Here is a 12,528-nt window from a genome sequence, read left to right on the forward strand (position 1 = left end):
GGCTCGTTCCAGAGCCGGCAAAAGTATCCCAAGATTTGAGCGTCCTGTCGAGAGGTTTTTTAATTTTTTTGCTTTAAGTTCAATGAGTAACGAAAAATCTAGATTGATGGGGCGGGGATGTTTGGCGGGCACCTTCTCCCCAATGGGAGAAGGGAAAATTGTCAGCATTTTTTAACTCGACCGCACGCAAGCATCCCCTCTCCCATCATGGGAGAGGGTCAGTATGAGGGCAACTCGAACTAAATTAATTTACGTGATGAAGCACGTAAGCAACGGATGCAGTTAATTTTCTCACCATATCTAAGTGCAAGAATTCATTAGGGCCATGAGCATTGGAATGAGGTCCCAAAACCCCGGTAATCATAAATTGTGCCTCAGGGAATTTCTTACCTAACATTCCCATAAAAGGAATAGTTCCCCCTTCTCCCAGATAAGCAGCTGGCTTTCCATAAAAAGCCATTGATGCGGCATCAGCCGCTTTTTCCAACCATGAAGCAAGTTGAGGGGCATTCCATCCCTGCGAGCCATCTCCTACATTAAAACTCACTTTAGCATGATAAGGAGGTTCTTTAGTTAAGGCATCATGCATCACTGTTGCTGCAATTTTAGGGTCTACTAAAGGTGGTAAACGCATGGACAATTTTAGTGCAGTTTGTGGTCGTAAAACATTCCCTGCATTCTCTATAGTAGGAAATCCATCAGCCCCGGTAACAGTTAACGCAGGTCGCCATGTCCGATTTAGAATCAATTGTTTCCTATCCTTTGTTATCGGCTCCACTCCTTCATGTAATGGAAATTCTGCATAAACAGAATCGCCTAAAACTTGGGCACACTGTTCTGCTTGTTTTACTCGCTCTTCTGGAATTTCACAATACAAATCAGATAGTTTGACCTCTCCTGAAGCCTCATCTTCAATACGACTAATTAATTGTCGTGCGACTCGAAAACTATCTGCAACAATACCACTTGCAGCACCCGAATGGACGCCTTCATGAATGAGCTCGACGGATAGTTCACCGACCAAATTTCCTCGTAACGAAGTAGTCATCCACAATTGCTCGTAATTCCCAGCACCAGAGTCAAGGCAGATAACTAGCTTAGGATTGCCAATTCGGTCATGTAATTGTTCAATATAATAAGGCAGATCATAACTACCGCTCTCTTCACACGCTTCGATAATCAAAACACAGCGAGGAATAGGCAACCCTTGATTCTGTAAAGCACAAATTGCAGTTAATGACGCATAGGCAGAATAGCCATCATCTGCAGCTCCACGACCATATAAACGTCCATCTTTTAACACCGGTTGCCACGGGTGTAAATCTTCACTCCATCCAGACATTTCAGGCTGTTTATCAAGATGGCCATACAACAAAACAGTTTCATCAATTTCACCAGGAACTTCGATAAAAATTAATGGAGTCCGTCCTTCAAGCCTCATAATTTCAAGCATCATGCCTTTAGGAGCATGTGCCTTGCACCAATCAGCAATATGGGATACCGCCTTATCCATGAGTCCATGTTCCTGCCATTTAGGATCAAAATGAGGGGATTTATTAGGAATTTTTATGTAATCACATAAACTAGGGATAATTTCCGCTTCCCATTGGTGACAAACGAATTCATACAGCGCTTGCGGATTGAACATGAACTTGCTCCTCAATAATAGCTACGATTTGGTCTGTAGCGGACTTAATATTTAGTGCATTGATTTTATTATTAATATCCCTTTTATTATTCTCCAGTTCATGTAAAGTTTGCAGTAAAGTATCTGTATTCAAAGATCGATCTTCAATTACAAGGCTAATACCTATTTTTTGAAAATAGCGAGCATTTTGAATTTGATCTCCTCGACTAACCTCAGCTGGTAAAGGAATTAAGATATGAGGCTTTCCTAAAGCTAAAATTTCATAAAGAGAGTTAGCACCTGCTCGTGAAACAATAACCGATGCCGCGGCAAATAAATCAGCTAATTCTTCATTAGCATACTCAAACTGCTTGTAGTCCCGACGATTGAGTAAGGAAGTCTCTAGTTTCCCTTTTCCACAGATATGAATAACTTGATATTCTTTTGTTAATTGAGGTAACGCCTCACGAATACTTCGATTAATAGAACCCGCCCCCAAGCTGCCCCCTATAGCTAAAAGACATGGTTTTTCTGCATTAAATCCACATAACTCACGTCCACGGTCGCCATTACCGGCAAACAACTGCTTACGAATTGGCGTTCCTGTAACTTCTATTTTATCTTGATTTTTAAAATGCTTTTTTCCTGCTTCAAACGTTAAACAAATTTTATTAACGAAAGGAAAGCACAGCCGATTAGCGAGTCCAGGACTCATGTCGGACTCATGGGCCACAACAGGAATCCGATTTAACCAAGCCCCTAGCACAACTGGAAATGCAACAAAACCGCCCTTTGAAAAAACCACATCAGGTTTTAATTTATTAAGCAAGAAAAAAGATTGCACAATACCCACTACGATCTTAAAGGGATCCAATAAGTTTTTTAAACTTAAATACCGGCGTAGTTTACCGCTGCTTATACCATAAAATGGAATTTTAAGTGGTTCTATCATCTGCTTTTCAATACCATGAGCAGAACCAATATAAGCAATTTCCCAACTTTTATGGCTGAACTCGTGTATTAATGCCAGGTTAGGCGCCACATGTCCTGCTGTACCTCCTCCGGTAAAAACTATCATTGGCATCATAAAATCTTCCTAATAAGTAAGCTTAAGTCTATAGCCTGAATTGATTTGGTAATCGCACCAACAGAAATGAAATCCACACCTAATTGACCTATTGTAGCAATATTTTCCAGGGTAACTCCTCCAGACACTTCTAAATCACAACATTTTGGCTGATTTATTCTAATCGCCTCTTCAAGCATGTTTTGATTAAAATTATCCAACATAATTCTATCAGGGTGAGCACAAATTGCTTCACGTAACTCATCCAGAGTTTCGACTTCAACCTCAACCAATACATTTTTATTATTTTTTCTTGCCAACGCAACAGCTTCCGCCACCGAACCACAGGCTTTGATATGATTTTCTTTAATTAATATAGCATCATAAAGGCCCATACGGTGATTAACACCTCCTCCGCAAGTCACCGCATATTTTTGTGCTGCTCTTAATCCAGGAAGTGTTTTCCGGGTATCGAGTAATCGAGTCGGTGTACCACGAAGCTTTTGCGTATAATGATACGTTTGTGTTGCCGTAGCAGAAAGAGTTTGTAAAAAATTCAAGGCAGTTCGCTCACCGGTTAAGATGCTTCTTGCTGGCCCATATAACGTACATAAAGTTGCTGGAGCCGCTAACCACTCTCCTTCCGTGACGAGCCACTTTAGTTTTACTTGATCATCAAGTTGATTAAATACTTCATTAACCCACCTTTGACCGCATACCACCATAGGTTCTCGAGAGATAATTTCTGCCTCAGCCCGAAGATCGGCGGATAATAAAGTTGCAGTAACATCTCCATCACCTACATCTTCATGTAATGCACGTGTCACCTCGGTTTCTATCTGTAAAGAAATTTTACTCATGTACTATTTTCCTGTCTTTCTGCGCATATCGAATTTTTAATAAAAAAGGTGCAATAAATGTTGTCACCATTACCATCAAAACAATTGCAGAAAATAAATCATCGGAAATAACACCTAAAGTTCGACCAATAGATGCAAAAACTAAACCAACTTCGCCGCGAGGAAGCATACCGATACCAATTAATAACCGATCATTTGAAGAGCGAGCCCCATATCCACTGACTAATTTACCAATCACCGCTGCGATGATTAAACCCGTTGCCAAAATAATTACATTCAAATGATAAAAACTTTCTAATTTAACTTGGATGCCAATTACAATAAAAAACATCGGTGCTAAGATGGACTCTAATGGCGATAATAAGTGATAAATACTGCGATTTTCTTGTTGACTTAACGGTACGCCATCAAAATAGTCATCATGAAGAATGACTCCCGCAGTAAATGCCCCAATAATTGTTGCAAGTTGAAGCACCGAAGCTAACCAAGAAAGAGTCATGATAAACAGAAAAGTAATGAATAATTTTGCTTCCCAAGGTTCAAGAAAACGGAAAAAATGAATCGCCTTACGCAGGACAATGGGACCTAAAAATAAGGTTCCAGCAAAAAAAAGTATCGCGCTTACAATAATGCGCAACACAATCATAAAATCAACTATCCCACCAATCACTAAAGAGCTGACTACGGCCAATATAATTAGTCCCAATACATCATCCAACATTGCCGCACCCAATATGGTTCTTGCTTCTTTAGTGCGTAATTTTTTCATTTCGGAAAGAACACGTGCTGTAATTCCTATACTCGTTGCACTCAGGGTCGCTGCAATAAATAAATCAGATTGATAGGAAGCATTAGGCATCAATAAATAAACAGTACCAAACCCTAATAACATGGGGGCAATCACACCAATCAAAGCAACAATAAGTGAATCGCGGCCTGTATGTTTCATTTCCTCTATCGAGCTTTCCAAACCCACCATAAATAAGAGGAAAATAACCCCATATCTTGAAAAGGTATCAACAATATAAACAATTTTAAGAAAATCAGAACCATGAGGGCCACTTAAAGCACCAACAACCTGTTGCGCGTAATTAGCATTTGGAATAACCGAGCTAACTGCTTGATTCAATGGCACTCCTTGAAGTATTTCCTTTACCGCATCAAAAATGGAGGAGCCTTCTCGTAACAAAATTGCCAAGGGAAATCCATAATAATAAAATATATTTCCAATAAGAATTCCAATTAACAATTCACCCAGCACACTTGGCTGATTCAGACGTCTTGCTGTATAACGCCCAATAATTGCAAAGAAAAAAATCGTAGTAACGCCAAGTAATACAAATGCAACTGGATCAGCATGACCAGCCTCAGGAGAAGCAAAAGCCATAACAGGAACTATTCCTGCAATTAGAAACCACCATTTTAAAACCTGCATTAATGTTTTATACCTCGCTAAAATGATCTATTGGAGTCTGTAAGGGAGTAGAAAGCCTCTTCAACGATTTAAGATAACTTATCAATAGCAGCCCTATTCTGCAGCTTTTACACAATTCTTAAGCTGCTAATAGGACTTTATTTTGTGCACAGGCTAATTGAACAGTCACATCCAACTTTCTATTGTTTTGCCAAAAATAAACAGGTTTCTAAAACAGAATCTGGGTTAAGTGAAACGCTTTCTATTCCTTCTTTCATTAACCATTGGGCAAAATCCTGATGATCCGAAGGACCTTGGCCACAGATACCTATATATTTGTTGGCCTTTTTACACGCTGCAATTGCCATATGTAAAAGAGCCTTCACTGCATCGTTACGTTCATCAAATTGGGCGGCAATTAATCCCGAATCTCGGTCCAAACCTAATGTCAACTGAGTTAAGTCATTAGAACCTATGGAAAACCCATCAAAATGCTCTAGGAATTCTTTAGCCAACAATGCATTGGAAGGTAATTCACACATCATAATTACCCGTAACCCATGCTTACCCCTCTCAAGCCCATGTTGCTTCAAAACTTGAATTACATTCTCCGCCTCAGCCACTGTTCGTACAAATGGGATCATAACTTCTACGTTAGTTAAACCCATTTCTTCACGAACACGTCGTACGGCTTTACACTCCAAAGCAAAGCAGTCTGCAAATGATTCAGAAACATATCGTGATGCACCTCTAAAACCCAGCATAGGATTTTCTTCGTGTGGCTCATATAAATTTCCACCAACAAGATTTGCATATTCATTCGATTTAAAATCTGACAATCTTACAATGACAGGCTTAGGATAAAACGCTGCAGCAATTGTTGCAATTCCTTCCTTTAAGCGCTCAATATAATACTCAACTGGAGAATCATAGGCTGCTGTTTTTTCAGTAATAAATTGCTTTAATTCCTTATCTTTCAGCTGATCAAAATCAAGCAATGCACGCGGATGAATACCAATGGTATTGGAAATTAAAAATTCCAAGCGTGCCAACCCTACTCCTGAGTTGGGTATGGATTGGAATGTAAACGCTCTTTCAGGATTACCTACATTTAACATAACTTTCATTGGCAATTCAGGCATGGTGTCTACATCAAGGCGTGCTTGTTCGTAGGGCAATAATCCTTCATAAACATAGCCGTTATCTCCCTCAGCACAGCTGACGGTTACCTCATCACCATCACGAATGGTTTTCGTGGCATCGCCACAACCAACTACGGCAGGAATGCCCAATTCACGAGCAATAATAGCCGCATGACATGTTCTACCACCTCGGTTAGTCACAATAGCGGCAGCACGTTTCATTACAGGTTCCCAATCAGGATCCGTCATATCAGAAATCAACACATCACCAGGTTGCACACGGTCCATTTCACTTACATCTTTAATAATCCTTGCCTTACCTTGGCCTATGCGTTGTCCAATACTTCGCCCTTCAGTCAACACCTTACCTTTTTGCTGTAAAGTATAACGCTCCAATATCTGTTTATTGTCGCGACTTTTGACGGTTTCGGGACGAGCTTGCAAAATATATAGTTGACCATTTAAACCATCTTTTGCCCACTCTATATCCATTGGTCTACCATAATGCTTTTCAATAATCATGGCTTGATGAGCTAAGCTTTCTACTTCGCTTTGCGTTAAAGAAAACAGTAATCGTTCTTTTGCATCAACATCTACGATTTTAACGCGCTCTTGCTTGCTGGGGTCATCATTGTAGACCATTTTCAAGGCTTTACTGCCAAGATTTCTTCGAATAACTGCAGGTCTTCCGGCTTGGATACCGGGTTTATGTACATAATATTCATCAGGATTGACTGCTCCTTGAACAACCATCTCCCCTAAACCATAAGAGGATGTAATAAACACTACTTGATCGAAACCTGACTCAGTATCCATAGTAAACATCACACCACTTACAGCCATATCGCTACGAATCATTTGTTGAATACCTGCGGACAGAGCGACTTCATGATGAGCAAACTGATGATGCGTGCGGTAAGTAATCGCCCTATCATTAAATAGTGATGCAAAAACATGTTTTATTGAAAGTAAAACTTCATCAATTCCTTTGACGTTTAAAAAAGTTTCTTGTTGCCCCGCAAAAGATGCATCAGGTAAATCTTCTGCTGTAGCTGATGAACGAACTGCCACGCTGAAATTGTCATGGCCTATAGATTGCGACAGCTGTTGGTATGCGTCCCGAACAGCACGTTCAAACTCAGGAGTAAATGGCGTATTAACAATCAGTTCCCTGACTTCTTTTCCAACAACAGCTAATTGTTGTACATTATCTGGATTCAGAGTGGCCAATTTTGCATAGATTTTTTTATCTAAATCATTTTGAGACAAAAACTCTCTGAATGAATCCGCTGTAGTGGCAAATCCACCTGGAACTGCTACACCTGCTGAGGATAAATGACTGATCATCTCTCCAAGAGAAGCATTTTTTCCACCGACCTGTTCCAGGTCATGCATGCCAAGATGTGCTAAATCAATAATATGTGTTTTGACCGTCATAACTACCCCAAGTCCATCAAATGATAATCATTTTACTTAAAATGTGCGGCTATGGGAATTAGAAACTTTATTTGTCAGAAACATTAGCACTCATAGCCCAGAATAAATGAGTTTTTACCTAATCCTGAGCATGAGTATTGATGTTCGAAAAAGATTACGCATTACATGCAATTAAAGCTTGAGAAAATTCTTGATGGAAATTCGCAGCACCTAGAAGTTTAATAATACCGCCTTTGCGTAGCTTTTCTTCTACACGTGGATTAGCGCCACTTAAAATAACTCTGACATTACGCTCTTGTAAATCTTCAATAATTTCTTCTAGGGTTTGTAAACCAGTACCATCCATAAATGGAACCCAGCGCATTCTAATGATTAATGTTTTAGGGTCGGTATGAGTAACAGCTAAAGCATGTTGGAATGCTTCTGCTGCCCCAAAGAAGAACGGACCTTCTACAGCATAAACCAATACTCCATCGGGTAAGGTTTCAATATTGTGTCGTGCCAATTCGGGTGCTAACTCTTCCTGAGTCATCTGCTGCACTTCAACACTGGTAGCCATGCCCCGTATGAAGTGTAATATGGCAATGATTACACCTATATTTACTGCGACTACCAAATCCACAAATACCGTAAGGGAAAAGGTAACCAACAAAATCACCACATCAGCTCTGGGTGCACACTTTATTAATTTAATAAAATGTTTTACTTCACTCATATTCCAAGCAACAACAAATAAAACTGCAGCCAATACGGTCAGCGGTATATTCACTGCCAAAGGTGCCAGGAAAAGAATAATTAATACTAATGTGAGCGCATGGATAATACCTGCTAAAGGGCTATTACCTCCATTCCGAATATTAGTCGCTGTTCGCGCTATCGCTCCGGTAGCTGCGAATCCTCCAAACAAAGGTGCAAAAATATTTGCTATTCCCTGCCCCACCAACTCACGATTGGAATTATGTTTTGTCCCAGCCATACCATCAGCTACAACTGCTGATAAAAGCGACTCTATAGCACCCAGCATCGCGATAGTAAACGCAGGTCCAATCAACTCAATTATTCGATCGATTGTCAGGTTGGGTAATTGAAATTCAGGGAGCCCTTGAGGTATTCCACCAAATAAGGAGCCTATTGTCGCAACCCCAGAAAAATGAAAAACCGATTGTAATCCTGTCACGATTAATAGAGCCACAAGTGGACCTGGAACACGCTTTAGCCCAGAAATTCTATTTGAAAAAATAACTAAGAAGAGAGAAAAAAAGCCTAAAACAGTTGTCATTATATTGAGCTGAGGAAAAGACTGTAATAAATACCATAACTTTTCATGAAAATGACCGCTTCCTCCTGAGGGAAGACCCAAAAAGTAATGCCATTGCCCTACCCAAATCACTACGCCAATTCCCGCAGTAAAACCAATAATCACTGGGGCAGGTATAAACTTGATAATGCCCCCTAGACGAGCAAGGCCAAAAAATAACAACATGAAGCCGGCGAGGATCGTTGAAATTTGTAAACCAGAAACTCCGTATTTTGCGGTGATACCTGAAAGCACTACAATAAAAGCTCCAGTAGGACCAGCAATTTGTAAACGGCTTCCTCCCATAATGGAAACAATCAAACCAGCAATAATCGCGGTATAAATACCCTGCTCTGGCCGCACACCTGATGCAATAGCAAATGCCATTGCTAAAGGTAAAGCGACAACTCCTACGATAATTCCGGAAATAATATTTTGTAGCCAATACTTCTTCTGAAATAGACCTGCTTGGTAAGATTCAATGATTGTTTTCATGAAATGCCGCGATTCATTTTTAAAAATGAAACCATTATACACAAACATATTAAAAAAATATCAATTTTCTGATAAAATTCCTCACTTTAATTCACATCTGCTCGCGCATCTAATATTATATGTGCTTTATCATTAGGGCTAGCTACTTATGACTCTTACTGCTTTAAATGCGATCTCTCCAATCGACGGGCGTTACATTAATAAAACACGGGCTTTAAGTCCTTATTTTAGTGAATTCGCATTAATTTATTATCGCCTGACTGTAGAAATTCGCTGGCTTGAATCTTTAGCAGCTAATAAAGCGATTACTGAGGTTCCCCCATTAGATCAAAAAGCCCAAGATTTTCTCAATAATCTTATTGCTAATTTTGATGAAAATGAGGCGCTTAAAATTAAAGAATTTGAGCGACAGACAAATCATGATGTTAAAGCAATAGAATATTACCTAAAAGATAAATTCCAGCATCATGCTCCTTTGAAAGCCATTACGGCTTTTATTCATTTCGCTTGCACTTCAGAAGACATCAACAATTTAGCTTATGCGTTAATGGTAAAGCAGGCCATTGCCCAGGTCATACAACCTACGCTTGCTGAAATTATGGGGGGGATCACTCTGCTTGGTAAGCAACATGCTGATGTGCCTATGTTATCCAGAACACATGGTCAACCAGCAACCCCTACAACCATGGGGAAAGAGTTAGTCAATTTTGTCGCCCGTCTCAAAAGACCACAACAACAATTATGTGAAGTCTTGATTCCCGGCAAATTCAATGGTGCTGTGGGGAATTATAACGCCCATACTATTGCTTATCCTGAAGTAGATTGGCGAAAACATTGTGCCAACTTTGTTACATCTCTGGGTTTATCTTTTAATGCCTATACGACCCAAATTGAGCCACATGACGGTTTGGCAGAAGTATCACAAATTATGGTGCGTATTAACAATATATTGCTCGATTATACACAAGACATTTGGAGTTATATTTCTCTTGGCTACTTTAAACAAAAAACAGTAGCTGAAGAAGTGGGGTCATCTACAATGCCTCATAAAGTTAATCCTATTGATTTTGAAAATGCAGAAGGAAATTTGGGGATGGCCAATGCCCTATTTATTCATTTTGCAAATAAGCTTACTCAATCCCGACTGCAACGGGATTTATCGGACTCTACCGTACTGCGTAATATTGGTATGGCATTTTCTTATAGCCTGATTGCCTACCTATCTCTAGCCAAAGGTAACGACAAATTACAAATTAATAAACGTGCTTTACAAGAAGATTTAAAAGCAAACTGGGAAGTGTTAGCTGAGGCAGTACAAACAATGATGCGTCGCTATAATGTTCCAAATGCCTATGAACAACTAAAATCGTTAACCCGTGGCCATGGAATTGATGAGCAAAGTCTCAAGCAATTCATTAAAGAGTTATCAATACCTGAAGAAGCTAAAGAACAATTAATCAAACTTACACCAGAGAACTATACGGGTCTAGCAACCCAGTTAGTGAAGGCCTTTTTATGAGTAACACACTCTCACAACAAGGGCAAACCTTTGAATTTGATGTTCTTGTTATGGGTACAGGCTTGGCAGGACTGCAATATTGCTTACAGCTTATCAGCCTGCAACCCCGATTAAAAATTGCTTTAATCAGCAAGGCCGAATCGATTGAGTGCAACAGTCGTTATGCTCAAGGTGGAATTGCTGCTGTTTTTTCAGCAGAAGACTCCTTAGAATCACATATTTCGGATACTTTGGATGCTGGCGACGGGTTGTGTTATTTACCCGCTGTTGAATTCATAATTCGACAAGGCCCCGACATGATAAAGCAACTGGGTCAGTATAATGTTCACTTTAAGCAAGATAACAAAGGAAATTTTCATCTTGCAAAAGAAGGCGGGCATTCACACCGACGTATTTTTAATTGCGGCGATCAGACCGGTTTATCAATTACACAAACAATGAATCAGCTGGCAAAACAAATGCCCCAGATTCATTTTTTTGAGCATCATGTCGCTGTGAATCTAATTACGTATTACCATCCACATCGCACTGACATTCAAGGAGAGATTTTAGGCGCTTATATTCTGGATTGTGCTGCAAATCGAATTCATACCTTTCTAGCGAACTGTGTGGTTCTAGCAACCGGCGGTGCAGGTAAAACGTACCGGTATACGACCAATCCCATGGTTGCAACCGGAGATGGTGTGGCTATGGCTTATCGTGCTGGAGCGCGTGTTGGTAATATGGAATTTTACCAATTCCACCCTACTCTATTGCATCACCATTCTTTAAATAATTTCCTCATTTCAGAAGCCGTACGTGGTGAAGGAGCTTTACTTAAAAACGCTGAAACAGGCGAACGGTTCATGAAGCACTATGCTCCAGAGCAAATGGAACTGGCAACGCGTGACGTCGTTGCGCGTGCTATTTTTAGTGAAATTGAACGCAGTCAAATGGGATTTGTTTATCTTGACATTACTCATCAATCCAAAGAGTTCTTGAAAAAACGTTTTCCACAAATTTACGCAACACTATTATCCATTGGCATTGATATGAGTCAGGATATGATTCCTGTGGTGCCTGCAGCACATTATCAATGTGGAGGCGTCCTTACCGACATTGATGGACGAACTGATTTAAAACGACTTTATGCTATAGGTGAAGTTGCTTTTACTGGTTTACATGGCGCGAATCGTCTCGCAAGCAATTCATTGCTCGAAGCATTAGTCATGGGCTCCAATGCAGCTCGATGTACTTTAAAAGATATTTCTGCTCCTTGGAAATATTCTGAACATATTCCTAATTGGAGTGCTCCCAGTGAGGTCAATGCCAGACGCGCCAGCCAAATCAATGCACAGTGGCGTGGTTTAAGAGGAGAAATGACCTCTTATGCAGGCATAGTACGTACTGAGGCTGGGCTTGAAGATCTACTACAATTAATAATGAAACGTAAAAAAATAATTGAAGAGTATTATTGGAAGCATTCCATCACTCGAGACTTTATTGAGCTAAGAAATATTATTCTCAATGCTGAATTAATTGTAAGAGCTGCCCTGGCAAGGCGAGAATCACGTGGTGGGCACTTTCGTGAAGATTATCCGAATAAAAAAGCCGAGGCACAAGAAAGCATTGCTAAGCCAGGGCTGATGGATACTTCACCTGAATAAATAAGGACAAGAATCCCAAGCCCAG

Annotated in this window: 8 protein-coding genes; 2 read left to right on the top strand and 6 right to left on the bottom strand. The window is 40.1% G+C overall.

The window, feature by feature from the left end; translation table 11 throughout:
- Window positions 1–244: 244 nt before the first annotated feature.
- The 6 genes from ACWTEW_RS08240 to ACWTEW_RS08265 all read right to left on the bottom strand — a co-directional run bounded on the left by ACWTEW_RS08240 (window position 245) and on the right by ACWTEW_RS08265 (window position 9,338).
- The gene (locus tag ACWTEW_RS08240) at window positions 245–1,648 is read right to left on the bottom strand and encodes a M20 family metallopeptidase (RefSeq protein WP_454781217.1); all 1,404 of its coding nucleotides are present in this window, start codon (window positions 1,646–1,648) and stop codon (window positions 245–247) included.
- Window positions 1,623–2,714 (bottom strand): undecaprenyldiphospho-muramoylpentapeptide beta-N-acetylglucosaminyltransferase, encoded by a 1,092-nt coding sequence (locus ACWTEW_RS08245; RefSeq protein WP_454781218.1) that lies wholly within the window; start codon window positions 2,712–2,714, stop codon window positions 1,623–1,625. Before ACWTEW_RS08245 ends, ACWTEW_RS08240 begins: the two co-directional genes overlap by 26 nt.
- Window positions 2,711–3,553, bottom strand: coding sequence for a carboxylating nicotinate-nucleotide diphosphorylase (gene nadC / locus ACWTEW_RS08250; protein WP_454781219.1), 843 nt, complete (start codon window positions 3,551–3,553; stop codon window positions 2,711–2,713). The genes ACWTEW_RS08245 and nadC overlap by 4 nt, the downstream gene beginning before the upstream one ends.
- Window positions 3,546–4,988 carry a cation:proton antiporter gene (locus ACWTEW_RS08255; RefSeq protein WP_454781220.1) on the bottom strand — a complete coding sequence of 481 codons (1,443 nt, stop codon included), beginning with the start codon at window positions 4,986–4,988 and terminating at the stop codon, window positions 3,546–3,548. The genes nadC and ACWTEW_RS08255 overlap by 8 nt, the downstream gene beginning before the upstream one ends.
- Before the next feature lie 179 nt (window positions 4,989–5,167).
- Window positions 5,168–7,546: a phosphoenolpyruvate synthase gene (ppsA, locus tag ACWTEW_RS08260; RefSeq protein WP_454781221.1), complete on the bottom strand. Its 2,379-nt coding sequence runs from the start codon at window positions 7,544–7,546 to the stop codon at window positions 5,168–5,170.
- A 154-nt stretch (window positions 7,547–7,700) separates the two neighbouring features.
- Window positions 7,701–9,338 carry a SulP family inorganic anion transporter gene (locus ACWTEW_RS08265; RefSeq protein WP_454781222.1) on the bottom strand — a complete coding sequence of 546 codons (1,638 nt, stop codon included), beginning with the start codon at window positions 9,336–9,338 and terminating at the stop codon, window positions 7,701–7,703.
- Between the two features lie 148 nt (window positions 9,339–9,486).
- Between ACWTEW_RS08265 and purB the strand changes: the two genes are divergently transcribed.
- The gene (purB, locus tag ACWTEW_RS08270; protein ID WP_454781223.1) at window positions 9,487–10,857 is read left to right on the top strand and encodes an adenylosuccinate lyase; all 1,371 of its coding nucleotides are present in this window, start codon (window positions 9,487–9,489) and stop codon (window positions 10,855–10,857) included.
- Complete coding sequence (gene nadB / locus ACWTEW_RS08275) at window positions 10,854–12,503, top strand: L-aspartate oxidase (RefSeq protein WP_454781224.1); 1,650 nt, start codon at window positions 10,854–10,856, stop codon at window positions 12,501–12,503. Before purB ends, nadB begins: the two co-directional genes overlap by 4 nt.
- Window positions 12,504–12,528 lie beyond the last annotated feature (25 nt).

The organism is Legionella stuttgartensis (assembly GCF_977063405.2).

What these genes read in the sequence shown, in the direction of transcription:
- ACWTEW_RS08240 (WP_454781217.1), bottom strand. Translation starts at nt 1,648, where the DNA reads ATGTTCAATCCGCAAGCGCTGTATGAATTCGTTTGTCACCAATGGGAA.
- purB (WP_454781223.1), top strand. Translation starts at nt 9,487, where the DNA reads ATGACTCTTACTGCTTTAAATGCGATCTCTCCAATCGACGGGCGTTAC.
- nadB (WP_454781224.1), top strand. Translation starts at nt 10,854, where the DNA reads ATGAGTAACACACTCTCACAACAAGGGCAAACCTTTGAATTTGATGTT.
- ACWTEW_RS08255 (WP_454781220.1), bottom strand. Translation starts at nt 4,988, where the DNA reads ATGCAGGTTTTAAAATGGTGGTTTCTAATTGCAGGAATAGTTCCTGTT.
- ACWTEW_RS08265 (WP_454781222.1), bottom strand. Translation starts at nt 9,338, where the DNA reads ATGAAAACAATCATTGAATCTTACCAAGCAGGTCTATTTCAGAAGAAG.
- ppsA (WP_454781221.1), bottom strand. Translation starts at nt 7,546, where the DNA reads ATGACGGTCAAAACACATATTATTGATTTAGCACATCTTGGCATGCAT.
- nadC (WP_454781219.1), bottom strand. Translation starts at nt 3,553, where the DNA reads ATGAGTAAAATTTCTTTACAGATAGAAACCGAGGTGACACGTGCATTA.
- ACWTEW_RS08245 (WP_454781218.1), bottom strand. Translation starts at nt 2,714, where the DNA reads ATGATGCCAATGATAGTTTTTACCGGAGGAGGTACAGCAGGACATGTG.